Origin of the sequence: Nocardia sp. NBC_01329 (genome assembly GCF_035956715.1) — a bacterium.
In the GTDB taxonomy this organism is placed as follows: Bacteria; Actinomycetota; Actinomycetes; order Mycobacteriales; family Mycobacteriaceae; genus Nocardia.
In genome coordinates, this window is the sequence record NZ_CP108381.1 from 5,421,138 (window position 1) to 5,446,563 (window position 25,426).

Here is a 25,426-nt window from a genome sequence, read left to right on the forward strand (position 1 = left end):
CGATGGACCGACCGTTGAGCACCTTCGGCCGAGGTGAACCCACCCAGGCCAGGGTGCGAGTCTCGAGGCCTGAACGGCGAGACTTCAGGGCCTCAACCCCCGCGCGCGCCAGCGCGCCAAAAACACAGCACCTTCACAAACAAGCTCACCTCCCACCCTCACGAACAAGCCCACCCCTCACCCTCACGAACAAGCCCACCCCTCACCCTCACGAACAAGCCCACCCCTCACCCTCACGAACAAGCCCACACCCCTATCCCCGCCGACAAGCCCGCATTTCCCACCTTTGCGATCAACTCGCACGGAAGACCCCGCGACGCCTTACATCGGCGCCGGAACACGGCAACCCGCCCCACAGCTGAGTGGGACGGGTTGCCGATAGCCCTACCGCCGGCTCACGGCCGACCCGGAACCTACTTGCGCAGCGAAGCCGGGACCTCGAAGCGCTTGCCGTACTTCTCGGCCAGTTCGTCGGCCCGGGCCACGAAGCCCGCCTGTCCACCGGGGTAGCCGACGATGAACTGGTGGACACCACCGGTCCAGGCCGGGAACCCGATGCCGAAGATGGAGCCGATGTTGGCGTCCGCGGTGGACTCCAGAACACCTTCGTCGAAACACTTCTGCGTTTCGATGGCCTCCGCGAACAGCATGCGGTCGATCAGGTCCTGCAGCGGCACATTGAAACCGGTCGTGGTCTTGAAGTGCTCGCGCAGCTGCGGCCAGATGTTGAGCCGTTTGCCGTTCTCGTCGTACTCGTAGAAACCGGCCTTCTCCAGGCGGCCCGGGCGGCCCTGTTCGACCATGTAGTTCACCACGTCGATGGCCGGGTGCCGTTCGGTGCCCATGGCCGCGTCGCCCGCCTTCGCGGCTTCCTCGGTCTCTCGGGCGATCTTCTGCATGAGCTTCATGTTCAGCTCGTCGGTCAGCTGCAGCGGCGGCGCCGGGTAGCCCGCCTGCGAACCGGCCTGCTCGATGGTCGCGGGCTCGATGCCCTCGCCCAGCATGGCGATCGCCTCGTTGACGAAGGTGCCGATGACGCGAGAGGTGAAGAAGCCCCGGCTGTCGTTGACAACGATCGGAGTCTTCTTGATGGCGAGGGTGTAGTCGAACACCCGGGCCAGGGCCTCATCGGAGGTCCGCTCACCCTTGATGATCTCCACCAGCGGCATCTTGTCGACCGGCGAGAAGAAGTGGATGCCGATGAAGTCTTCCTGGCGCTTCACACCTTCGGCCAGGCCGGTGATCGGCAGGGTCGAGGTGTTGGAGCCGAGCAGCGCGTCGGGGGTGACGATGTCCTCGATCTCCTGGAAGACCTTGTGCTTGAGCTCGGTGCTCTCGAAGACGGCCTCGATCACGAAGTCGACGCCCGCGAAGTCGTCGACATCGGCGGACGGCTTGATCCGGTCGAGCAGTTCCTTGGACTTCTCCTCGGTGGTCTTGCCCCGGGACAGCGCCTTGGCCTCGATCTTCTCCGAGTAGTTCTTGCCCCGCTCGGCCGCCTCGATGGTGACGTCCTTGAGCACGACCTCGTAACCGGCCTTGGCCGATACATAGGCGATACCGGCGCCCATCATGCCCGCGCCGAGCACGCCGATCTTCTTGATCTCCTTCTTCGGCACATCGTTCGGCCGCGAACCACCGTTGTTGATGGTCTGCAGGTCGAAGAAGAAGGCCTGGATCATGTTCTTCGCGACCGGCCCGGTGAGCAGGTGCACGAAGTAGCGGGACTCGATCAGCGAGGCATCGTCGATGCCGACCTGCGAACCCTCGACCGCCGCGGCCATGATGGCGCGCGGGGCGGGCATGTTCGCGCCCTTGATCTGCTTGCGCAGGTTGGCCGGGAAGGCCGGCAGGGTCGCGGCGAAGGACGGGCTGGCGGGGGTGCCGCCGGGGATCTTGAAGCCCTTCTTGTCCCACGGCTGCACGCCGCCCTCGGGGTTGGCCTTGATCCAGGCCTTGGCGGCGGGGACCAGTTCCTCGATCGAGCCGACCAGCTCATCGATCAGGCCGATTTCCTTGGCCTTGGCCGGCTTGTTGCGCTGGCCCTGCAGCAGGACGCCCATGAGGGCGTTCTGCAGGCCCAGCATGCGCACGGTGCGGATGATGCCGCCGCCGGCGGGCAGCAGGCCCAGGGTGGCCTCGGGCAGGCCGATCTGGGAGCCGCGGACATCGGCCGCGATCCGGTGGTGGGTCGCGAGCGCGATCTCCAGGCCGCCGCCCAGGGCAGCACCGTTGATGGCGGCCACGACCGGCTTGCCGAGGGTCTCCAGGCGGCGCAGCGCCGACTTGATCTCGAACAGTTCTGCCATCAGCTCGGGGCCGTTGTCCGGTCCGACCTGCATCATGTTCTTCAGGTCACCACCGGCGAAGAAGGTCTTCTTCGCGGAGGTCAGCACGACACCGGTGATGTCGTCCTTCTCGGCCTCGAGCCGCTCGACCGTCGCGGTCATCGACTTCTTGTAGAGGTCGTTCATGGTGTTGGCGCCCTGGTTCGGATCGTCCATCGTCAGCACGACGATGCCGTCCGAATCCTTCTCCCAACCGATCATGTTGGCTTCGCTCACGGTTTTTCTGTCTCCTGAGGAATGGGCGATGTTCGCAGGCCCTGCGTGGTTACACAAGCTGCCGCCGCCGGGCCTGACCCGAACATCGCGAGGTGAGAATGAATTCGGTCGGCGTCAGACGCGCTCGATGATGGTGGCGACACCCATACCGCCGCCGATGCACAGGGTGACCAGCGCGTACCGGGCGTTGCGACGCTCCAGCTCGTCGACCATGGTGCCGGTGATCATGGCGCCGGTGGCGCCCAGCGGGTGGCCCATGGCGATGGCGCCGCCGTTGACGTTGAGCTTCTCGTCCGGGATCTGCAGATCCTTCTGGAACTTCAGCACCACGGAGGCGAACGCTTCGTTGATCTCGAACAGGTCGATATCGTCGACGGTCAGACCGGCCTTGGCCAGCACCTTGCGCGCGGCCGGGGTCGGGCCGGTGAGCATGATGGTGCTGTCCGCGCCGCTGGTGGCGGTGGCGACGATGCGGGCGCGCGGAGTCAGGCCCGAGGCCTTGCCGGCTTCTTCGGTACCGACCAGGACCAGCGCGGCACCGTCGACGATGCCGGAGCTGTTGCCACCGTGGTGGACATGCTCGATCTTCTCGACGAAGTGGTACTTCTGCAGCGCCACCGCGTCGAAGCCGCCCATTTCACCGATACCGGCGAACGACGGGTTCAGCTTGGCCAGGTCCTCCAGGGTGGTACCGGGCCGCATGTGCTCGTCTTTGTCCAGGACGGTCAGGCCGTTGATGTCCTTGACCGGGACGATCGACTTGGCGAAGTAGCCGCCGGTAGTCGCCTTGGCGGCCAGATCCTGCGAGCGCACCGCGTAGGCGTCGACGTCTTCACGGGTGAAGCCTTCGATGCTGGCGATCAGGTCGGCACTCACGCCCTGGGGGACGACGTAGGTGTCGTAGTTGGTGGCCGGATCGAGCATCCAGGCGCCGCCGTCGGAGCCCATGGGCACACGCGACATGGATTCGACACCGCCGGCCAGGACCAGATCCTCGAATCCGGAGCGGACCTTCTGCGCCGCCATGTTCACGGCCTCGAGGCCGGAGGCACAGAAACGGTTGATCTGCACGCCGCCGACCGTCTCCGGCAGGCCGGCGGTCAGCACGGTGGTGCGGGCGATATCGGAACCCTGGTCTCCGACGGGGGACACGACGCCGAGGATCAGGTCCGAGATCCGGTCCTCGTCGAGGTTCGGAAAGCGGTTGCGGAGCTCCTGCACCAGCCCGGTGGTCAGATCGATCGGCTTGACCGAGTGCAGCGACCCCTTCTTGTTGCGGCCGCGCGGGGTGCGGATGGCCTCGTAAATGTAGGCCTCTGTGGTCATATCGGAATGTCCCTTCGTAGGAATACGCCCGCCCCACCTGGTTGGGCAGACGCGAGTTACCTCGCCGACCGGCCGTTCGACCGACCGTATTCAGTTGGCAGCGCTGACGGGCAGATCACCCGCGCGGGCATACGCTGTACAAACCACGGCACAGGCCAGCTAGGGGGTACCGAGCGGCCCGTACCTCACGGCCCACCATAGAACCTCGTCTCGCCGAAGTCCGCAGCTACCCGCCCATACTACCGCCGAATGCGAACTCCGGTTAACTTAACGTGGTCGAGACGGTGCTTGTCAACCATTCAAGGGGGTGGCGCCCAGCTCACTGGCCAGTAGTCGCAGAGCGACGTCGTCCGGGTCGCGCCGATCGCCGGGGGCGACCGGCTGCGCGGACTCCGCGAGCATCTCCCGCTCTTCCTCCGGAGTGGAGGGCGGCACGCTGTTCGGTGCGTAACCGTGATCGCCCGGACCCGGGTCATCGGGCAGATCCGGATAGTCCGGCGGCGGGATGTCGTCGTAGGGATTCGCCGCGGCCGCACCGGCGGCCTTGGCCTGACTCGGCCGGGAGAACCGCGGCGGCCGCCGACCCGGATCGCCGGCGCGGCCCCCCGCTCCCGCGCCCGGCCGCGCATCGTTGTCCGATCCGCCCGCGCCACCGTCCTGCGCCGAGCCTGCCGGTGCCTCACCGGCGTCGTCGGGCTCACCACCGGACCGGCTCGGCGCCGGTCGCCGTGGACCGCCTCGGCGGCCGCCTTCGGATTCACCCGACTCGGTGTCACCCGATCGGCGCCCGCCCCGCTCTCGTCCGCCGGGACCCCGGGAGACCTGCTGCCCCGTGACCACCCACCGGACGGGGTGTTCCCGGCCGAGCACCGCGGTCACGGCCGAGCGGACCGCCGACAGGGGTTGCGGCTGCGAGAGACGCTGGACCAGCGCGGCGTGGTGGGCCAGCACGATCTCACCGTCCTCGACACCGGCGACCGACGCTCCCGACGTGAGCATGGCCCCGATCGTCGGCCCGAAGTCCTTGACCTTGACCTTGATCTCCGGCCACGCGGCTTCCACCGCCGCCAGCAGTTCCGGATCGGCCGGCGCCGAGTCGGTATCCGGCCCGGTCGGCTCGGCACCGGAAGTCGCCTCGCTCGCGGCCGCCGAATCACTCGCGGGCGGTTCGGCGGAGTTCTCCGCACTCACCGATTCGTCGACTGGGCCGCCGGGATGCTCTGGGCCCGCCGAGCCGGTCGGAGCGGTCGCGGTCGGCTCGGCAGGCCGGGGCGGGGCCGCGTTCGGCTGGGGTGACACCGCGTCCCGCGGCGGACCCATGGGCGCGGCAGCACCCGCGGCATTCGGATCGTCGCGCACTTCGGCTACGGGAGACTGCGGCGCCGCCGGACCACTCTCGACCTCGACGGAGCCCGCTGGAGCCTCGGGATGTCCGGCCGGGGCCGCCGCTATCTCCCGGTCCCGGCCACCGCGATCGACCGCGGGAGGCATCGGACCCGGCTCCGCGGCTTCGGCCGACTCGCCGACAGTGGGACCTTCCGGCACCCGGCCGGTCCTGGACTCCCGTAGCGCGGCCAGGGCCTCGGCCCCACGGCGGCGGGACGGATCGGACGCGGCCGCTCGCACGGGCGCCGTGACTTCGGGGGGCGGGCCATCCGCCGGGGCACTGCTCGCGGGCGCGGCGGGTGGCACCGCGCGGACACCGGACGCGACCCGCCGCTCCAGTTGTTCCAGCCGTTGCAGCGTCGCGGCGTCGGATTCGTCGGCGGCGGGCAGCAGCATCCGGGAGCAGACGACCTCGAGCAGCAGTCGCGGCGCGGTGGCCCCGCGCATCTCCCCCAGTCCGGCGTGCAGAAGTTCGGCGTAGCGGGTGAGGGACGCGGGACCGAGCCGGGCGGCCTGCTCGCGCATCCGGTCCAGCAGATCGGCGGGCCCGGCGACGAGTCCGCGTTCGGTGGCGTCGGGTACGGCCCGGATCAGGATCAGATCGCGCAGGCGCTCGAGCAGGTCCACCGCGAACCGGCGCGGATCGTGACCGGCTTCCATCACCCGATCAACGGTGCCGAACAGTGCGGCGCCGTCGGCTGCCGCCAACGCGTCGACCGCGTCATCGATCAGCGCCACGTCGGTCACCCCCAGCAGTGCTACGGCGCGCGGATAGGTGACGCCCTCGGACCCGGCACCGGCGAGCAACTGGTCCAGCACACTCAAACTGTCGCGCGGGGATCCACCGCCCGCACGGATCACCAACGGGTACACCGCTTCTTCCACGGTGACCTGTTCCTGCTCGCAGATCCCGCCGAGCAGCCCCCGCATGGTGGCGGGGGGCAGCAGCCGGAAGGGATAGTGATGGGTGCGCGAGCGGATCGTCGGCAGCACCTTGTCCGGTTCGGTGGTGGCGAAGACGAAGATCAGATGGGCCGGGGGCTCCTCGACGATCTTCAGCAGTGCGTTGAATCCGGCCGTGGTGACCATATGCGCCTCGTCGACGATGAACACCCGGTAGCGGGATTCGGCGGGCGCGTAGAAGGCCCGGTCGCGCAGTTCGCGGGTGTCGTCGACACCACCGTGGCTGGCGGCGTCCAGCTCGATCACATCGAGGTTGCCGCCACCGCCGGGCGCCAGCGCGAGGCAGGAGGCGCAGGTGCCGCAAGGCGTGGAGGTGGGGCCCTGCGCGCAGTTCAGCGAACGCGCGAGGATCCGGGCCGATGAGGTCTTACCGCAACCACGCGGACCGGAGAATAGATAGGCATGACTGATCCGGCCGGTGTCCAGCGCGGTACACAGCGGTTCGGTGACGTGCTCCTGGCCCACCACGTCAGCGAACGTTGCCGGTCGGTACTTCCGGTACAGAGCCACGGCCAGAGGCTACCGGCGGACCCCGACAGCGCGCACCCGGCGTGGGTACAGGCTCGCCACGGACTTCGGGCGGTCTCTTCCATCTCTGTGTTAACAGCGTTACGCTAACGCCACTAACTTACTAGCTCGGGGGCCATACATGTTGCTACGCATCGCGCAGTTCACCACCAGGTTTCCGCGCACGATACTCATCGGCGCGCTGGCCGTCGCGCTGCTGTGCGGGATCTTCGGGGCCACCGCGGCTTCCGGCCTGAAATCCGGCGGGTTCGTCCCCGAGGACGCCGAATCCGTCCGCGCCGCCCAGGCACTCACCGATAATTTCGACGGCGCCGCACCCAACTACATCCTGCTGGTCGAATCACCGGACGGGGTCGACGCCGACCAGGTGCGCACGCGCGCGTTGCGGATCATCGATGTCCTGAAGGCCCACCCGGATACCGCCGCGGTCCAGTCGTACTGGACCGCGCCGTCACCGGCCGTCGCGAGCGCGCTGCGCAGCACCGATGGCGAATCCGGGCTCATCGCGGTCAGTTTCGACGGCGACGAGACCCAGATCCAGGAGGCCGCCGGCGAGCTCGGCGGGCAGGTGACCGGTAGCACCGACGGTGTCACCGTCCGGGCGGGCGGGACCGCCGCGACCTTCCACGAGGTCAACGGCCAGATCACCCACGACCTCGCGGTCGCCGAGACCGCGGCCGTCCCGCTGACCCTGATCGTGCTCATCCTGGTCTTCGGAAGTCTGATCGCCGCGTCGCTGCCGCTGGTGGTCGGGCTGCTCGCGATCGCCGCCACTCTGGCGATCCTCAAGCTGTTCACCTTGTTCACCGACGTCTCCATCTACGCGATGAACCTGACCACCGCGCTGGGCCTGGCCCTGGCCATCGACTACAGCCTGTTCATCGTCAGCCGGTTCCGGGAGGAGCTCGCGACCGGTCTCGACCCGCGCGCGGCCACCATCCGCGCCCTGCAGACCGCCGGGCGCACCGTCCTCTTCTCGGCGGTCACGGTGGCGCTGTCGCTATCGGCGATGCTCGTGTTCGACCTGTACTTCCTGCGTTCGTTCGCCTACTCCGGGGTCGCGGTCGTGGGCGCCGCCGCTGTCGCGTCGATCGTGGTCCTGCCCGCCGCGCTCGTCCTGCTCGGGCACCGGGTCAACGCGCTCGACCTGCGCGCCCCGATTCTGCGCCTGTTCGGGCGCGAACCCGCTCCGCTCGGCGCCATGGCCCCGGAGCAGACCGGCTGGTATCGGCTGGTCAAGCGGGTCATGCGGGCCGCGGTACCGGTCGCCCTACTGATCGTGGCACTGCTGCTGGTGCTGGGCTCACCCTTCCTCTCCGTGAAATTCGGCTATCCCGACGAGCGGGTACTACCGAACTCGGCGGCGAGCCGGCAGGTGGGCGACGAGATCCGCGCGGATTTCCCCCGTGCCGATCCCGGCAGTAACACCACGATCGTGCTGGACGGATACCGCGACGAGCGCGGAATCGGCGACTACGCGGCCCGGCTCTCCGAGGTCGAGGACGTCACCGCGGTGCTGTCCGGTTCAGGCGTGTATGTCTCCGGGAACAAGCTCGCACCCACCCCACCCGGAATGAGCAACGACACCGGCACGTACTTGACCGTCACCTCGTCACTGGACCCCTTCTCGCCGGCCGGCGGAAAGCAGCTCGACGCGTTGCGGGCGGTCGACGCGCCCGCTCCAGCCCTCTTCGGCGGGGCGGCCGCGGTGAACGAGGATTCGCTCGGGGCCTTGGCCGATCGGCTCCCCCTGGCGGCGTTGCTCATCATATTGTCGACGTTCGTGGTGTTGTTCCTCTTCACCGGCAGTATCGTCCTGCCGCTGAAAGCTCTACTGCTGAACATTCTTTCGTTGACCGCCGCCTTCGGCGCCATGGTGTGGATCTTCCAGGAGGGCCATCTGGAGGGACTGCTCGGCTTCACCGCCGTCGGCTATCTGGTGCCGACCATGCCGATCCTCATGTTCTGCCTGGCCTTCGGGCTGTCCATGGACTATGAAGTGTTCCTGCTGTCCCGTATCCGCGAGGAATGGTTGCGCAGGCGGGCCGGGCGCACGGGGGCGGAGTTCGCGGAAGAGGACAACACCGAGTCCGTCGCCATCGGAGTGGCCCGCACCGGCCGCATCTTCACCGCCGCTGCCGTACTGATGGCGATCGTGATCGGCGCCCTCACCACCTCCAAGGTGTCGTTCATCCAGCTGATGGGCCTGGGCCTCACCTTGACCGTGCTCGCCGACGCCACCCTCATCCGGGCCCTGCTGGTACCGGCCCTGATGAAACTGATGGGGCCGCTCAACTGGTGGGCGCCGAAACCGCTGGCACGCTTGCACGATCGGATCGGATTCACCGAGGAGCCGGCCGATCCGACGACGGCCGGGGCCGAACGGCCGGTGCGCGTATGACCGGGCGGCCGCGGTCTCCGCGTGGTGCCGGTGGCCGGCTCCGCGCGGAGATCATCGCCGCCACCCGGGAGTTACTCGAAAGCACGGGCAGTGTCGCAGCGGTATCGATCCGAGCGGTCGCGGGCCTGGTCGGGGTCAGCGCGCCGTCGATCTATCGGCACTTCGCCGACAAGGACGCGCTGATCGAGGCCGCGGTCGCCGAGGTGTTCGAAGCGCTGGACACCGCGATGCAGGCGGCGGTGGATCCGACGGATCCACCGGCGCTGCGCCTGCACCGCCTCGGCCTCGCCTATGTCCGCTTCGCCCTGGATCATCCCGAGCAGTATCGGCTGGCGACCATCCCGACCACCCATCAGGGCGCCGTGGACATGGTGCTGACGAGCGGCGCGTTCCGGTATTTCGCCGCGACGGTGGAGGAGGCCATGGCCGACGGTCTGATCGACCGCGCGGACCCGACCCCGCTGGTGCTCGAATTATGGGCGGCGGCGCACGGTATAGCCTCACTGCTGCTGGCAAAACCGTACCTGCCCTGGGGTGATCCGATGACCATCGCCGAAAGGGTGCTCGACGCGGCATGTTTCGGTCACATACTCGGCGAGCTGATGGGACCCGACAAGACCCCGGCCGAAATGACCCGGTGGGTGATGGACCTCCGCACGCGGATCCGTGCCCCGGACTCGGCCGCGGACCGACTCAGTTCACCGCGTCGGCCGCCGCAGTGAAGGTATTGCACTCGGCGGTCAGATTGTGTTCGACGCCCAGGCCGAACCAGCGTCCACCGTTGTCCGGAGTGCCGTGGTCACGCATATCGCCGTGCTGATCGCCGCGGTGGTCGGCATCGGTACGCGCATCGGTCAGCTGTCCGCTGGTGAGCGCACCGCCGTCGGCCGAGGACACCAGATACATCCCGTCGAAACAGTTGGCCTGCAACTCCACCCGCCGCGACAGTTCGAGTCCTGCTGTGCTGCGCGCACCGGCGTCGACGCGGGCGCTGTTGGCGGCGAGCAGGATCCCGGACATGTTCTGGATGTGATGCCCGTACTCGTGAGCGAAGACCGACAGGTAGACGACCCAGTTGTCCTCGTAATAATCGGTCTGCAACTGGCTGATCGGCATATAGACGGTCCGGTTCGCCGGGCAGTAGAACGCGGCGAATTCACTGGTCGAACCGGTGCACGGAGTAGTGATTCCGTCGGTGTTCGCCGATACCAGCACGGTCGGCGGCTCGAACGGCAGACCCGAATCCTCGAGTACCGGCTGCCAGGCCGCCTCCAGGCATTTCCCGGCGCTCTCGAAGAATGCCCGGGCCGTGTCCTCGTCGGCCGACCACGGCGAGTACTCGCAATCCGCCGGGATCAGCGTGGCATCGGTATCGGTGAGCAATGGATTCGTACCGGTCTGGGCGGGGCCGGTTTCGCTGGTGGCGTAGCTGTGCTCGGGTTGCGGGCCGAGTACTCGCAAAGTGTCGGAATTCAGCGCTCCCCGCACCAGCGCCCCGACCAGCACCACGATCACGGCGAGGACCAGCAGCAAGGTACTGCCACTGCTGCGGCGGGTGCGCGGCCGCGGCGCGTTCGGAACCCGATAGGGCACCGGCGGCGGCATGGGTGGCGCGACGATCGGGCGATAACCGGCCATCGGCCCCTGTTGCGGATAACCGGGCTGCCGGTGGGGATATCCCGGGGCAGCAGGGTATCCGGGGCGAGGTCCTGGATACGGCGGCCGCTGCGGGCCACCCGGCCGGGGACCGTATTGAGGCCGGACGCCCGGCGGTATCGGCGGCCTACCGGGAGGTACCGGTCCCCGTCCGTAAGGTGGTTGTGTCACTCCCCCGGACCCCCTCGCATTCTCCGATCACCAACAGCCGCTGACGCAGGATAGCAAGCTGTCTAAGGTAACGAGTCATGCTCACATTTCGGGGGGGCGCACTCGCGCTGCTGCTCGCACTGACCGGACTTCTCGTCGTTATCGGGCCGAGCACGCCGACAGCGCGGGCCCAGGAGCCGGCCGGTTCGATCCTGTACCTGGATATGACGCTCAACCGCGAGGGCGTGCTGGAAGTGACCGAGCGCGTGACGGTTCCACCCGGTGCGCGATTCACCATGACACTTCCGCTGCGGGTACAGATCAGCGAAGATTCCGAACGCCGGTTCGCGGTCACCGATATCGAGACCACCGGTCCGGGCAGTGCGACCATCGCCGATGATCTGTTCACAGTCGACGCGGGTCCCGGTGAGACGACCGTCCACTACTCGGTGCGCAATACGGTCAGTGACGCCGACGGCAGTCAGGTCTTCCGCTGGTTCGGGGTGCTCAATGTCGATCTCGCCGAGGTCCATGCCTCACTGATCAGCCCCAGTTTCGAGATGGGCATCGTGGAATGCCTGCTGGGCCCGATCGGTGCCACTCGGCCCTGCGCTCAGGTACGGATCGAGCCGGACGGCGTCATGTACCTGGACCAGTCGAATCTGCGCAAAGGCGAATCCGTCGACCTGACCCTGCAGGTCCCGCCCGGAACCGTACCGGCGAACGCCGATATCACCGGTCCCGGCGATTCACCGTTCGCGGTGACCGGGCCCGTGCTCGTCGCGTTCGGTCTGCTGCTGGCCGCACTCGCCGCCCTGGCCGCCTACATCATCTGGGTGCGCCGGCAGTCGGTCCCCGCCGAGCCGATGGAACCACTGGTACGCAGCGGCGGGCGAACTCAGTTCAGCTCACCGGCCGGTATCCTGCCGGGCGAGGCCGGTGTGCTGCTGGACGGCCACTCCGATCCGACCGATATCGCCGCGACGGTGGTGGATCTCGCGGTCCGCAACTATCTGTGGATCGCGCGGATCGGTGAGACTCAGTGGCGGATCGTCCGGGTCAATCCGGCCGACGCCCAGCTGCGCGGCTACGAGCGGACGGTTTACGACGCACTGTTGCCACCCGGCACCGACGAGGTCACGATGGCCGAACTGGGCGTGCCCGGCCGGCTGCCGACCGAACCGCTGCGGCAGGCCATGGTCACCGACGCGGTCGAACGCGGCGCCTTCATCGATCCGATCCGCCGCCGTATCCCGTTGTGGCTGGGCGGCGGCCTGGTCGCGCTGGGCGTTGTGGTGACCGTCCTCGCCGCGCTGCTCGCCGGCCACGCTCTGGTCGGGGTGGCGATCGCGCTGGCCGGCGCCGGATTGCTCGCCGCCCAGCGGTTCCTGCCGGTGCGCACGGCTTTCGGCCGGACGCTGACCGCGCAGGTCCGTGGTTTGCAGAAAGGTCTGGAACAGGTGACCAGCCGGCAGATCCCACCCGGCGATCGCGAACTCGTGTTCTCCCGCGGTCTGCCCTACATGGTGGTCTGGAGCCGGCCCGACAATTGGGTCCGCACCTTCCGCGATATCGACCCCTCCGCCGACGACGATCCCGGGCTGTACTGGTTCGGCGGTTTCGAAGGCGACCGGGACCTGCACCGCTTCGCCGTGCACTTCCCGTATTTCATCACTGCGATCGAATCGCTGTTCCCGGCGAAATAACGTGAAAACCCCGTGCGGCAGTCGCCGCACGGGGCACGTCCGGGGCTTCAGCGCCTCATGCCGTGACCCGGCGCAGCGCGGCGAGCGGGTCGGCGTACAGCGCACTCAGCGAAGTGACGACGGCCGCGAACTCCTGCACCTTCGAGGCGTATCCGGTGACCCGGATATCCGTGGGCGGAAGCACCGTGGATTCGTTGAAGGCACGCGCCACATGGGCGAGGCCGGGGCGGTAGGTCGTGAATGCCTGACCACCGAGCACCACGCGGTCCGGGTTGAGCATATCCCGCACCAGGGCCACCGTCCGGCCGAGCACGGTCGCCCGTTCGGCCAGCAGTTCGCGGGCCGGTTCGGAACCGCGTGCGGCAGCCCGGTAGAGATCGGCGATGGACGAACTGGCCTTCCCGTTGTGCGCGGGGATGATTCCCCGGCCGACGGCGCGCGCGTGGAGCCCACGGTCGCCGACGGTCGCCTCCAAGCAACCGCGCCGGCCGCACGAGCATTCGACATCGGAGCCCGTGGGCAGATGCGCGATGGAACCCGGCCCGTTGCTCGGGGTGTGCACCCGGCCGTCCAGGGTCACCGAGATACCGGCGGTCTCCCGAACATAGAAGTAGAGGCTGCTGCCGTGTGCGGCCCGACCGTGATCCTCCGCCGCCTCCTGGCTCACACCGGGCAGCAGCAGTTCCGATGCGGCCATCGCCTCGACGTGCGGGGCGACCGTCACCGGCAGACCGAGCACTTCGCTGAACACCGCACCCACCGGAGCGGTCTGCCAGCCCAGTTTCGGATGGTCGACGACACCGGTGCCGGGATCCACCCGGCCGCCGATCGCGACGCCCACCCATAACGGGTTGCGCCGATACCAGCGCTGCAGAAAGGATTTCGCACTGTGTGCGACGGTCTTGACCGCGAACTCCTGCCCGGTCTGCGGAGTGGCGATGGTCAGGCCGCCGAGGATCCGCCCACGCAGATCCGAGACCACGATCCGGGTGGACGCGGCGCCGATATGGACCCCGAGCGTGCCGAATGTGTCGTGATCGACCTCGAACGGCACTCGGGGGCGGCCGACCGCACCGGAAGCTGTCAGATCGGCACGCTCACGCAACAGACCGGCGGTGAGCAGCGACGACACCTGCCGGTTGACGGTGGCGATACTCAGTCCGGTGGCACGTGCGGTTTTGTCCCGGAATACCGGGCCGGTGGTGGCGGCCCGGAGCACGGCCGCAGCGGGATTATCCGATAAGCGCAGATCAGGGGCTATAACTGGACGGGGAACTCGGGTACGGACAGTGGGAGCCTGCGACGCGGTGCGTTCGGCGGTGCGGACGGCCATATGAATTTCCTCGATGAATATCTCCCGCGAAACGGGATATGCCTACAACAGAAACCGAGGCGGCTGGGACATTCACATCGCTCAACCGCAGCAGCAGCGGCAACACAACTCACGAGTGAGGGGCAGTCGCAGACCCAGAGCGGCGGTCACATAGGTGACCTTCCGCGAGTCGGCGCTGCTGGTAGACATAACAAATAAATTAACATCTCCCCGGTCGCAACACCAAGGTTTCCGAGATCCTCGTATCCCGGCCTAGGACGTTTCCCCTGCTCCGTACCTTTTTTTCGCGATCCGCCCCCACCACCCGGCGCTGCACGGTCATTCTCGGCCGTCCCATGATGTGGTATCGGCACCGTGGCGAATTCCGGGCGGTCCCGAATCGAATTCTCCGCGAGCGCGCGGGAAATATCGACACCGCCGGTAGGGGCATTTCCCGTGAACTCTCGGAGAATATTCCCCGTCGATTTTCGAATATTCTCCGCACGCGGACGGACAATCGGCGCGCTCGGTTTTCCGGCCGGCCCGCGCGGAGAGTAGCGCTCGCCCGCACCACCGGAACTTCGCGCGCCGCGGCCGGCGAGTCGCGAAAGGCCCTGGTCCACGGCTTTTCCCGCTGCTATGCTCCGAGCACACGGTGGGGAGACCGAAGGGGGAAGAAGATGCCTGTGCCAGATCTGGGGCAATCGGCTGCTGTTCGCTTGTACGAGGCGGCGCGGGCCGGGGAGTTCCATATGTCCGAGGACGCGGCCCGCGGCCTCGCCGAATCCTGCGACCGGCTCGCCGAGCGGCTACAGCAGGCGCGGGAGGGTGCCGAGACCCTCACCGCCGTCCGCGGTTTTCCGGATCTCCCCTCGGGGCACGCGCTGAGCCAGGGCTTCGCCGCGAAGGGGCAGGAGTATCTGGACACCCTCCGAGCCTTCGAACAGACAGCGCTACGGCATAAAGCCGCGTATCTGGCGGCCGCGTCACTTTTCCTGGAAGCCGACGCCGCCAACAGCGCGGCCCTGATACGCACGGTGGCGGATACCGCATGACATGCGGCAGTATATCGAATCACGCAGGGGTGCAGAAGAATTGAAACCATGCGGTCCGACGTGCCGTAACCGGTGCACGCCGGATCGATCGACCGAGGGGGCCGACAGTGGCGCAGCAGGGGCAACCGGACACGAGTGGGGCGGGCACGGATCCGGCCTACGTTCCCGACCGTGACGTATTCGACGCGTACACCCATCAGCAGATCTGGGACCTGGCGCGCGTCGCCCTGGCCCCGGCCGAACTGAGACGTATCGCCGATACTTGGGGTGATACCGCGAAGGCGGTGGAATCGGCATTCGATGAATTCGCCCGCGATATCGCCCGATTCTCCGGCAGCTGGTCGGGCCTGTCGGCGACCACCGCGGTTCGGGCGGCGACCGCGTTCATCCACGACGGTGACGATGCCGTCTCCGTCTGCCGCGTCGTGGAGCAGTTGCTGTCGGCGGATTCCACCGCCGCCGAATCGGTACGCGCGGCGATACCACCGCCGCCCGGCCCCTATCGGCCCGATCCGGACCCGGCTGTCGAAGCGGCCGGCGGTGCGCAGCGGCGCACGGCGTACAACACAGCCGCGGCCGCCCTAACCGCCGACGCCCAGGACGCCATGACCTTCGGCTACAACCCGACGATCCCGGCCAGCGGCGACAACGTCCCACGATTCCCCGCCCCGCTGGACCGGGCCCCGCTGGGCGACCGGCCCATTGCGGGAGCTCCGGTAGCGACGGACCCCTCCGCAACACCGCCACCCACGGGCTCCGACCGGATTCGTACCCCGGCCGGCCGGGAATCCGATCCTGCGCCATCCGCGGACCCGCAGACGGGACCGAGGCCCGGAACAAACGAATCGGCGAGCGGCCCGAGTGCGGCGGGCCCGGAAAACACCGAACCACCAGCCGATACGCCACGACCGGATACCGGCGCACCGGGTAGCGACTATCCATCCGAACCGGCAGACCGATCCGATGCGGATGGTCCCGCCCCTGGAAGGGACGTCACCGCCCCGGCAGCGAGCGACGAACCTGTCGTGAAACGCTCAGCCGTGGAAAGCGCCGCGGTCACCGATCAGCCACGATCACAGTCCACCACATCGGCGGGCACGACCGCCGTCACCGACCGACCCGATCCGGTCACCACCCGGACAGCAATGCCACACCGGTCACCGACGCCGAGTGGATGGGGTCCGGCGGGAACAAGTGGTGGCAGCGACACCACCGGTGCGCCACCCGCACCGGCTGCCGCAGGTGGCGGCAACCGCCCCGGCCCGATCAATTCGCCGGCGCCTGCGGCATCCCAATTGCCTTCCTCCGCGACAGGTTCCGATACCGGCACCGGCCAGCGCGCCGGCCACAGCGAGCAGATCGCACGGTCGGCGCAGCCGCGGGCGGCCACCGAAGCGGCCCGCGAATCGCTCGGCACAGCGAACACCGGGCCGGATACCGCGGCAAATGACAAATCCGAACAACCTCCCGGAGGGCGTGCGGCGCGACCGACCGGGCTCCCCTTACCCATCGCCGCGAGACCCTTACCGTCTCGCGAGCCCGAGCGGGAACGCACCGGCCCGGACTATCTGCGCGCACCCAACGAGCAACTGACCGACACCCCGCCCACCGCCCCACCGGTATTCGGTGAGTACTCCGACGAAGAGAAACCGGACAGGACCGCATCTGGTGGCGGGAGCCGCTGATGGAATGGGTGTTCACGCCGGACGAGTTCGGTCATATCTGGCAGACCGAGACCGGACTCGACCGGCGGCCCCACCCGATAGACCTCGCCCCGCGCGGGACCGTCACCACCGAGCGCGCCAGAGCCGCACTCGAACTGGAACGGCGTTTCCCACCCAACCACGATGCCGATCTCACCGGTACGCTGCGGTTCCTGGCTCGCACCGACGTGACACGGGTGACCGTGTTCGGCGACGAATTCGACGGAGACCTGCGCCGACCGGACCCGATCCTGGCGCTCGCCGTCGCCTTCGGGAACTGGGGTGCGGTGATTCACGCACACTCCGAGCAGGTGAACGTCACAGCCTGTCACGCGCGGAACATCGGAAAACATCTCGCCACCACGCTGGGACCGATGGGGCCGGGAACCCTTCCGGCCATGCGGGAGCCACGCGAGGCCGTCCTGTGCCCGAGCCCGGGTCCGGGGGAATCCGGCCGGGCAGCCGCCCGAGCCGAGCGGCTCCGGGAGATCCTGCACCGGCCGATCGACGCGCGTGGTTTCTTCACAATCACCGTCACCCCGGACGATCCGATGTCGCCGCCGCCGGCACATCGCACCTGGCTGGATTTCACCGGTGACGGCCGCTATCTACTGAGTGCGGGCAGCCATCTGACACTCACCCCGGTCGGCGAATCCGATCTGGCCGCCGAACTCACCCGGATGGCGCATATCCGCTGACCCGGACGGCACCGGACAGGGATCATTTCTGCTTGGCGGCTGCCTTCATCTGCTTCTTGAACGCACGAACCTCGAGCAGAGTCTCCCCATCGACGATATCGGCGGCCGAACGCCGCGAGTCCGGCTCGGAATAGTCCCCCGCCGCAGCTTCCCATCCGGCGGGTCGCACGCCCAGTTGCTTACCGAGCAGGGCGAGGAATATCCGGGCCTTCTGGTCGCCGTATCCGGGCAGCGCCTTCAATCGCTGCAACACCTCTTCGCCGTCGGGATCTCCGGCTGTCCAGATCGCTGCCACGTCTCCGTCGTAGTTCTCGATCACGTAGCGCGCGAGATCCTGGATCCGGCGCGCCATGGAACGGCCATAGCGATGGATGGCGGGCGGAGTAGCCGCCATCTCCTCGAACTCCGCCGGATCCGCGGCGGCGATCGCACGGATATCCAGCCCGCCCATCCGGTCGGCGATCTTCTTGGGGCCCCGAAAGGCATGCTCGAGCGGGTACTGCTGGTCCAGGAGCATCCCGATCACCAACGCCAGCGAACTCTCCGACAGCAGCTCATCGGCCTCGGGCTCCTGCGCCAGACACAACTTGGCCATGCCGTGCTCCTCACCGTCGACTACCAGCGATGATCCCATGCCGGACCTCCGCCTTCACTCCGGCCATGCGCGGTCTATAGATGGGCTTCGTCCAGCTGCACCCATTAGGCTCGCCCCATGCCACACACGGCCACAGAGCCACCCACCACACTGGATGGACACGGAACCATGGACAGTTTCGGGTTACGCCCCGACCGTTTCGATGCCGCGGGCCAGGATCAGCTGGTCGACATCCGCGATCTACAGGCCACGCTGCCGGGGCTCACCCGGCTACGCGACTGGGCGCACGAAGCTCTCGCGCTGCAGCCCGGTGAGCACGCGGTCGATATCGGTTCCGGCACCGGATCGGAGGTGATCACCTTCTCAGGCGCCGTGGGGCCCACCGGCACCGCCGCGGGCGTGGAACCCGACCCGAACCTGCTCGCCACCGCCCAAGCGCGCGCCACCGAGGCGCGTTCGCCGGCCACCTTCCATTCCGGTGACGCCTACGGTGTGCCGTTCGGACCCGAAACCTTCGACGCGGTGCTGTGCGAGCGGGTCTTCCAGCATCTGACCGCGCCCGCCCGGGCCGCCCGGGAGATCGCCCGAGTGCTGCGCCCCGGTGGCCGGGCCGTCGTGATGGACGCCGACTGGGGTTCGGCGATCGTGCACCCCGGAGACCACCGGGTGATCCGCGAGGTCGTGGACACTCTCGTATCCGCCACCACAAATCCCTATTCGGGCCGCCTACTGGCCGGGCTGTTGACCGCGGCCGGTCTGGAGGTGGAGAGCACTGGTTCGCAGGCGCTGGTCCAGGACCGCTCGGTCGGGGCCGGTGCGCTGGTCAGCCGGGTTTCGGCGATGGCGGTGGCTCGGCGGTTGATCACCGAGGCCGATCGCGAGAAACTACTCGGTGATCTGGCCCGGGGCGCCGCGGTCGGTGATATCCACCTCTCGGTGACCATGTTCGCCGTACACGTCCGCAAACCCGCCTGACCTGCGCCTGAACATCCGGCCTACTTCAATAGTTTCTCGGCGGCTGCCAGCAGCACGCAGGTCGCGAGGCCGTCCATGGCCCGCTCCAGCTCCGGCAGCGCCGGGAAACTGGGCGCGATCCGGATGTTCTTGTCCTCCACGTCCTTTTTGTACGGGAAGGCCGAACCAGCTGCGGTCAGCGCGATTCCGGCAGCCTTCGCCAGTTCGATCACGCGGGCGGCCGTACCCTCCAGCACATCGAGGCTGACGAAATATCCCCCCTTGGGCTCGGTCCAGGATGCGACCTTGGAGGCACCCAGACGTTCCTCGAGGATCCGCAACACGAGCGCGAACTTCGGTTCCAGGATCGCGCGATGCTTCTGCATATGCGCCCGCACTCCGGCGGCGTCGGTGAAGAACCGGAGGTGCCGCAGCTGGTTGACCTTGTCCGGGCCGATGCTCTTCTTCCCGGCATGCCCCAGGTACCAGTTCAGGTTCCCGGTCGAGGCGCCGAAGAAGCTCACCCCGGACCCGGCGAAGGTGATCTTGGACGTCGAGGCGAAGACCAAGGGCCGGTGTGGGTTTCCCGCCGCGGCGGCCATCGACAGAACGTCCAGCACCGGCGCCGCGGTATCGGTGAGCGGGTGCACGGCATAAGCGTTGTCCCAGAACAACCGAAAATCGGGCGCTGCGGCCGGTATCGAAACCAGTTCGCGCACCACATCTTCGGAGAACACGACACCGGTCGGGTTCGAATAGTTCGGAACCGCCCACATGCCCTTGATCTGCGGATCTTCGGCGAGTAGTTCGGCGACGACCCGGGTATCGGGTCCGTTGTGCCGCATCGGAACTGTGATCATCTCGAAGCCCAGCGATTCGGTGATCGCGAAGTGCCGATCGTAACCGGGGCTGGGGCACAGGAATTTCACCGTCGGCTCATCCGCCCACCGGCGCGGCGAATCGGGAAGCCCGAACAGCGTGGCGAAGGCGATGGTGTCGTGCATCAACTCCAGGCTGGCGTTGTTACCGGCGATCAGATTGTCGACGCCGATACCGAGCAGTTCGCCGAAGATGGCACGCAACTCCGGAAGTCCGTGCAGCCCACCGTAGTTACGGCAGTCGGTCCCGGTTCCATCGCGGAAGTCACCGTCGCCGGGCAGCGACAGCAGGGCCGAGGAAAGGGCGAGTTGTTCCGGCGAGGGCTTTCCCCGGGTCAGATCGAGGGTGAGCTGAGCTGCCTGCAGTGTCGCGTAGTTCGCGGACTGGAGTTCGTGCTCGGCGGCGAGTTCCTCGGGACTCATCAAACCGATCTGCGTTTGCCGGGGCATCCTGGACAGCCTTTCCAACTACCTGCTGAGGTGTATTCGCTTACGGGCGGCCACTGGGTCCGGCCGCCCCGAGCCACGTTACCCGGGCAAGCGCTGCCACCGGGAGCCGTCGGGATTCTGTGTTTTCTGCCCCGCCTTCGGCGGGGCGGGTCGGGGCCCTCGTGACCCCGACTCTGTGGATGGCGCCGCCTTCGGCGTTGCGTCGGGGCCTTCGTGAACCCTGCTCTTCACTTCAGCGCTGGGTCGCCGCGCTGCATCGCTTCGTCGCTCCGGAACCGGGGCGGGCCCCGACCACGGATACCGACCATCCATGGGATGTGGAAGGTGGGTGGGGAATACCTCATGAGCAGCGTGGGAGACCGACGATCCGGGATGTGCTCTGTTGCTGCGCTTCGTCACCGCGGGACCGGGGGAGGTCTCCGGGCACGGGAGCCGACCATCAGGAGTGCGTGGAGGTGGGCGTCCTGTGCTCGATCACATGAGGAGGGCACAACACTGTAGGTGCTCAATGGTCACCGATCTATGGACGGCCGACCGCACGTCGCATGATCTGAAGTAAGGGGACCCCGCGCACCCGACAGAGCCCGTTGACCCTTGCTGCCTTCCGGCCCTGGGGGAGTTCACAGGATGCGCGCCGCGCGGGATCCGTCGGCCAGTGTAGCGGCTACTCACGATCGTGCACCGCAGGGGGCGGTATTGCCCGCGCCGGGCCGGGCGCGAGAGGGCCCTGTGCTCGCTACCATTCTTCCGAGCCGGAGGGGATATTCCCTCACCACATGAGGGGATGACGAGGATGACCGAGGAGAATCCGCCGGAGCACGAGCGCGCGGAACAGACTAAGTGGTGGGAGACGCCGGGCGGCGGGGCCGGCGAAGTGGGGCCGGGCGTCGATCCGACGATGGTGAACCCGAATGCGGCCGCGCAGTTCCCCAGCGATCAGAATCCGCATGTGGCGCCCCCGTACTCGAGCGGGCAACAGCAGCAGCACCCGAGCGGCCACCAGCAGTACCCGAGCGGGCAGCAACAGCACTCAAGCGGCCAACAGCAGTACCCGAGCGGGCAGCAGTATGCGGGCGGACAACCGCCGTATCCGGCCTCCGGCCCCACCTGGCAGTCCGGGCAGCCCGCTTTTCCGGGTCCCACCGGATACGGGGCCGCCGCGGCCGCCCGTTCGCGGTCGAAGAACAACACCGCCCTGATCGTGGTCGGTGTAGTGCTGTTCGTGATCCTGCTCATCTGTGGAATCGGGGGTATCGCGCTGGTGAACTCCGACTCGGGGTCGGAGGCGACGGACGGTGACTACAGCATGAAGGGCGTGACCAATGCCTGTGACCTGGTCGACGCCTCGGTCCTGGACCAATGGGCCGCGAACCCGGACGAAACGACCCATCAGGAGAACGCCCCGGAGAGTTACGGGGGTGGATCGCTCAACTGCCAGGTGAGCAAAGAGGGCACCGATTCCAACAGTGGCCGGCTCTCCTTCGACGTCGCCTTCGACAGCGAATACGGCTCCTACGGCTATGACGATTGGAAGAAATCCGATACCGCCACCACCGGCACCGACTACGCCTCCGGCGCGGTGACCGGCGTGGGCGACGCGGCCTACTACTCGTCCGAGGTCACCGACTATTCGTCGTTCCAGACCCTGGACTACACGGTCGCGGCGAAGGCAGGCAATGCCTCGGTCAAGGTGAACATGTACATCACCTACGACGGTGTGGTGGACCGGTCGACAGTGGACCGGATCTGCAAGGACCAGGTCCGCAAGGCTCTCGACGAATTGCGCGAGTAGCCGCCTCGACCGCTCACGCAGGTTCCGGGCCGGGCTGGTTCCGCAGCGATACGACCGCCCGCTGAACACCGAGCACCGCTGAACACCGAGCACCGCAACACACCTCCCCCTCGGAACCGCCCGCTCCCTCGGATCGAGGGCTTCTCTGGTCGGGGCCCGCCCCGGTTCTGGAGCGACAGAGCGAAGGAGCGCAGCGACTGAGCGCAGGAGTGAAGAACCGGGGTCACGAGGGCCCCGACAGCCCCGCCGAAGGCGGGGCAAACAAACACAGTCGGGGCCCGCCCCGGTTCTGGAGCGACGAAGCGATGGAGCGCAGCGACTGAGCGTAGGAGTGAAGAACCGGGGTTAATAGGGCCCCGACCCGCGACGCCGGAGGCGGCGCCATATACACAGCCCCCGCCCCGCCGAAGGCGGGGCAATATACACAGAAACCGCCGGTGGGGATTCCCTACCGGCGGCTTCGTTGCGGAGGATGCGGGATTCGAACCCGCGAGGGCTGTTAACCCAACCCGCGTTCCAGGCGAGCGCCATAGGCCACTAGGCGAATCCTCCGCCGAGCAGCATACCTGCCACCCCGCCGCATCGTGAAAACGCCCGCTCAGCCCGCATCCGACGGCCGGTCCGCGATCGGCACCGAGGCGGGATTCATAGCATGAATCCCGTTACCCTGCAAGATATCCAGTAGTTTCGCGCCCTGATCATCCAATTGTGACGGCCGTCGCGCCTGCTCGCGCCGACGGTGCCATGATGGGCGCCGTGGATCCCCAGGTGATCGAAGTCGTTCAGAGTTCCCCGGCTTGGTGGCAGTCGTGGCTGCCGCTGCTCGGTTCGCTCATCCTCGGCGGGGTGGCCGTGATCGCGGTACTGGTCAACAACCGGACGAACCGGGACGCGATCGTCGCTGCCGACGAGCGCGCTCAGCGGACGCTGTCCGCGGCGGCCCAGCAGCAGAACGACAGTGCGAAACGTCAGGTCGATACGACCCGGCTGCAGCTCGATGCAGCTCATCACCAGGTGGAGTCCGCGCATGCGGTGGCGCTCGGGCAGGCCGGTGAGAACTGGCGACGGGGCACCGTGGTCGCTACGATCGCCGATTCGCTGGGTATGTCCGGTCGGATCTGTCAGGCGCTACGGCGGGATGAGGACTGGACCGATGAGCTCATCGGCGATCTGATCCATGATTTGGAGGATGGTTCGGAACGGGCCAATGTGCTGCGCCTGGTGGGTTCGGACCAGCACTACAAGCAGTGGCGCCGGATGGCCGATACGCTCTCTGATGCGCTGTTGGCCGCGCTCACGCTGCAGCGTAAGAAGCTGCAGGACGCCCCGGCCGAGGAGATCCGCGCCGCCCGCGATCATAAGAACCAGCTGCTGGGCGAGGTTCGGGCAGCCGAGCGCGAACTCATCGGCGCCACCCGCGAAGAGCTGGATATCGAACCGAACTGACCGATCCGGCCGGCTCCGGCGCCATGCTCACCCGGCTCGCCGGATATCGCGCATAGCCGCACGCAGATGATCGGTGTAGCTGTCCGGATCCGGGATGACCGCCGGATCGGCATGCAGTGACAGCGTGACCGTCTCACCCATCCCGTGGATCCCATGCGTGAGATGCATCACCGCGCCGAGCGCCGGGAAGCCGCCGGTGAAGCGAACCGGCGCCCCGCCGAAGCCCAGATCGGCCGGACCGCGGTTCACGCTGGAGACCACGGTATGGCCGGTGATCTCCGCGGGAACGGTGTCGATCGGATAGCTCCGGACGTCCCGCCGCAACATCACCGGTGGTAGTGCGTTCGTCACCGCGTCCTGCGCCGCCAGTAGGGGATGTAGCGCCCGCTCGCGCCGGGCGGAAAGATCTGCGGCTATCACCGCTGCCCGGCGCGTCGGGTCGTCCTCTCCGATCGCGAGATCCACGCCGAGGCTGCGGTAGTTGTTGCGTACCCCGGGCCGGGGCGGTACCGCCATCGGCACCTGAGCACCTAGCCGGGGCAGATCCTCGCCGCGGCCGCGCAGATAGCGTTCCAGCGCGAAGGAGATCGCCGTCAGGCCGACCACGGTCACGCTGCGGCCCGGGACTCGGAAATCCTGGGCGGGGAACACCAGCACGCGCGCCGCGCGGCCGGTGATCTCACCCGGCGTATTGAGCGGACCGGGCGGATATCCGGAGGCGGGCGGTGGGATCAGCCCGGCCGCGGTCAGCTCGGCTAGCTTGCTGCGCGCCCGCCCGGCGGCAAACCCGTGCCGGAGGGTTCGCGCCGTACCCAGCGGCAACGTCACGCCCCCGCGCAGTGCGCGCAGTGCGATCCGGGATCGCGACACCGTATGCGGCTTCGGCGCGACCGCAGCGTCCGGGCCACCGCCGTTGAACAGGGCACGCGCGATCCGGGAGGCTCCGCGGCCGTCGACCAGCGCATGCGATATCTGCAGGACCACCACGGTTACCAGTGGATCCGGTGTCGGGCTGTCCTGGATACCGCGGAAGATGTGCAGCCGCCAGGGACATATGGACGCATCCACGCCGGTGCCCAGCAGCCGGCCGAGAGCGGTGAGCAGTTCGGGCCAGCGAGACCGGTCGAGACGGTGCCGCACGGTTTGGTCGGGATCGAATTCGGCGGGGACCCACACCGGATAGGAGAGGCCTGTGGGGTCCGACCGCAACCGGACCCGCAATTCGGGGATCGCGGCACACCGGCGGACCACCTCGTCGCGCAGCCGTGGGGTTTCCCATTCGGATTCCGCGAAGCAGTAGAGAAGGAATTGGTCGTTGTGGGTACGCCGCGACAGCCAGTACATGGTCGCGTCCGGGGGCGCCAGCGGGATCACCGGCCGACCCTAATGGATGCTGCCTTGCGGAGCCCATCCGCCGCCGCGGCGCGGCCGGAGCGAATGCCCAGGTACGCAGAACGCGCACGGCCGGAGCGAATGCCCAGGTACGCAGAACGCGCACGGCCGGAGCGAATGCGGAGGTACGCCCCCGTGGTCCAGGCACGCAAAGGCCCCGGGTCGATCCGACCCGGGGCCGCCTTGCCTGATATCGGGAAAACCGTCAGGCGCCGCGGTAGTCTCCCGCCGATACTCCGGACAGGAACTCGGTCCACTCGGCCGGCGCGAAGGCCAGCACCGGCCCACTGCCGTGATCCTTCGTATCCCGGACCGCCACGTCGCCGCCTACGAGAAATGCCACCTCCACGCAGTTCCCGTCCGGGCCACTGTATGAACTCTTCCGCCACACAGCACCCGTCATATCCACCTTCACGGCACTGCACTCCTTCGCTGCGTCGATAATGATATTCGATTCCTGCATAGTTCCTG

General features: G+C 67.7%; 18 protein-coding genes, 1 tRNA gene and 1 other RNA gene. 9 read left to right on the forward strand and 11 right to left on the reverse strand.

Translation table 11 applies throughout. The annotated features are described in order from the left end of the window. Positions 1–413: 413 nt before the first annotated feature. The 3 genes from OG405_RS24660 to OG405_RS24670 form a co-directional block, all read right to left on the reverse strand. Positions 414–2,549: a 3-hydroxyacyl-CoA dehydrogenase NAD-binding domain-containing protein gene (locus OG405_RS24660; protein WP_442790788.1), complete on the reverse strand. Its 2,136-nt coding sequence runs from the start codon at positions 2,547–2,549 to the stop codon at positions 414–416. A gap of 129 nt (positions 2,550–2,678) precedes the next feature. Beyond that, positions 2,679–3,890, reverse strand: coding sequence for an acetyl-CoA C-acetyltransferase (locus OG405_RS24665; protein WP_327148805.1), 1,212 nt, complete (start codon positions 3,888–3,890; stop codon positions 2,679–2,681). Positions 3,891–4,181: 291 nt separating this feature from the next. Then, positions 4,182–6,749 carry a DNA polymerase III subunit gamma and tau gene (locus tag OG405_RS24670; RefSeq protein ID WP_327148806.1) on the reverse strand — a complete coding sequence of 856 codons (2,568 nt, stop codon included), beginning with the start codon at positions 6,747–6,749 and terminating at the stop codon, positions 4,182–4,184. A gap of 139 nt (positions 6,750–6,888) precedes the next feature. On the opposite strand from OG405_RS24670, the gene OG405_RS24675 reads away from it, so the two are divergent. Next, a complete protein-coding gene (locus tag OG405_RS24675; RefSeq protein ID WP_327148807.1) occupies positions 6,889–9,168 on the forward strand; it encodes an MMPL family transporter in 2,280 nt (759 codons plus the stop codon). Further along, positions 9,165–9,890: a TetR/AcrR family transcriptional regulator gene (locus OG405_RS24680; protein ID WP_327148808.1), complete on the forward strand. Its 726-nt coding sequence runs from the start codon at positions 9,165–9,167 to the stop codon at positions 9,888–9,890. The genes OG405_RS24675 and OG405_RS24680 overlap by 4 nt, the downstream gene beginning before the upstream one ends. On the opposite strand, the gene OG405_RS24685 is transcribed toward OG405_RS24680, so the two are convergent. After that, on the reverse strand, positions 9,862–10,806 hold the full coding sequence (locus OG405_RS24685) for a neutral zinc metallopeptidase (protein WP_327148809.1): 945 nt from the start codon (positions 10,804–10,806) through the stop codon (positions 9,862–9,864). The genes OG405_RS24680 and OG405_RS24685 overlap by 29 nt on opposite strands. 266 nt (positions 10,807–11,072) lie before the next feature. Here OG405_RS24685 and OG405_RS24690 point away from each other — a divergent pair, with 266 nt between their 5' ends. Then, entirely contained in the window at positions 11,073–12,680 is a 1,608-nt protein-coding gene (locus OG405_RS24690; RefSeq protein ID WP_327148810.1) for a DUF2207 family protein, read from the forward strand. A 55-nt stretch (positions 12,681–12,735) separates the two neighbouring features. On the opposite strand, the gene OG405_RS24695 is transcribed toward OG405_RS24690, so the two are convergent. Continuing rightward, positions 12,736–14,013 (reverse strand): ROK family protein, encoded by a 1,278-nt coding sequence (locus OG405_RS24695; protein WP_327148811.1) that lies wholly within the window; start codon positions 14,011–14,013, stop codon positions 12,736–12,738. Positions 14,014–14,672: 659 nt separating this feature from the next. Between OG405_RS24695 and OG405_RS24700 the strand changes: the two genes are divergently transcribed. The 3 genes from OG405_RS24700 (at position 14,673) to OG405_RS24710 (ending at position 17,448) form a co-directional block, all read left to right on the forward strand. Then, on the forward strand, positions 14,673–15,047 hold the full coding sequence (locus tag OG405_RS24700) for a hypothetical protein (protein WP_327148812.1): 375 nt from the start codon (positions 14,673–14,675) through the stop codon (positions 15,045–15,047). Positions 15,048–15,154: 107 nt separating this feature from the next. Continuing rightward, the gene (locus OG405_RS24705; protein WP_327148813.1) at positions 15,155–16,732 is read left to right on the forward strand and encodes a hypothetical protein; all 1,578 of its coding nucleotides are present in this window, start codon (positions 15,155–15,157) and stop codon (positions 16,730–16,732) included. After that, a complete protein-coding gene (locus tag OG405_RS24710; protein ID WP_327148814.1) occupies positions 16,732–17,448 on the forward strand; it encodes an ESX secretion-associated protein EspG in 717 nt (238 codons plus the stop codon). Before OG405_RS24705 ends, OG405_RS24710 begins: the two co-directional genes overlap by 1 nt. Before the next feature lie 22 nt (positions 17,449–17,470). Here the strand turns inward: OG405_RS24710 and OG405_RS24715 are convergent, their stop codons facing one another. Further along, positions 17,471–18,082, reverse strand: a complete 612-nt coding sequence (locus tag OG405_RS24715) for an HhH-GPD-type base excision DNA repair protein (protein WP_442790604.1) — start codon at positions 18,080–18,082, stop codon at positions 17,471–17,473. A 129-nt stretch (positions 18,083–18,211) separates the two neighbouring features. Between OG405_RS24715 and OG405_RS24720 the strand changes: the two genes are divergently transcribed. Then, positions 18,212–19,018: a methyltransferase domain-containing protein gene (locus OG405_RS24720; RefSeq protein ID WP_327152502.1), complete on the forward strand. Its 807-nt coding sequence runs from the start codon at positions 18,212–18,214 to the stop codon at positions 19,016–19,018. Between the two features lie 20 nt (positions 19,019–19,038). Here the strand turns inward: OG405_RS24720 and OG405_RS24725 are convergent, their stop codons facing one another. Together OG405_RS24725 and ffs are read right to left on the reverse strand one after the other, a co-directional pair. After that, positions 19,039–20,325: an aminotransferase class I/II-fold pyridoxal phosphate-dependent enzyme gene (locus OG405_RS24725; protein WP_327148815.1), complete on the reverse strand. Its 1,287-nt coding sequence runs from the start codon at positions 20,323–20,325 to the stop codon at positions 19,039–19,041. A 555-nt stretch (positions 20,326–20,880) separates the two neighbouring features. After that, positions 20,881–20,975: signal recognition particle sRNA small type (ffs, locus tag OG405_RS24730), an RNA gene on the reverse strand. 143 nt (positions 20,976–21,118) lie between these two features. On the opposite strand from ffs, the gene OG405_RS24735 reads away from it, so the two are divergent. Further along, on the forward strand, positions 21,119–22,117 hold the full coding sequence (locus OG405_RS24735; protein WP_327148816.1) for a hypothetical protein: 999 nt from the start codon (positions 21,119–21,121) through the stop codon (positions 22,115–22,117). A gap of 466 nt (positions 22,118–22,583) precedes the next feature. On the opposite strand, the gene OG405_RS24740 is transcribed toward OG405_RS24735, so the two are convergent. Beyond that, positions 22,584–22,669 (reverse strand) — tRNA-Ser (locus OG405_RS24740). A 156-nt stretch (positions 22,670–22,825) separates the two neighbouring features. Between OG405_RS24740 and OG405_RS24745 the strand changes: the two genes are divergently transcribed. Next, complete coding sequence (locus tag OG405_RS24745) at positions 22,826–23,563, forward strand: hypothetical protein (protein WP_327148817.1); 738 nt, start codon at positions 22,826–22,828, stop codon at positions 23,561–23,563. 27 nt (positions 23,564–23,590) lie between these two features. Here the strand turns inward: OG405_RS24745 and OG405_RS24750 are convergent, their stop codons facing one another. Next, positions 23,591–24,937 carry a wax ester/triacylglycerol synthase domain-containing protein gene (locus OG405_RS24750; protein WP_327148818.1) on the reverse strand — a complete coding sequence of 449 codons (1,347 nt, stop codon included), beginning with the start codon at positions 24,935–24,937 and terminating at the stop codon, positions 23,591–23,593. Positions 24,938–25,160: 223 nt separating this feature from the next. Further along, entirely contained in the window at positions 25,161–25,298 is a 138-nt protein-coding gene (locus OG405_RS24755; RefSeq protein ID WP_327148819.1) for a DUF397 domain-containing protein, read from the reverse strand. Positions 25,299–25,426: the final 128 nt, after the last annotated feature.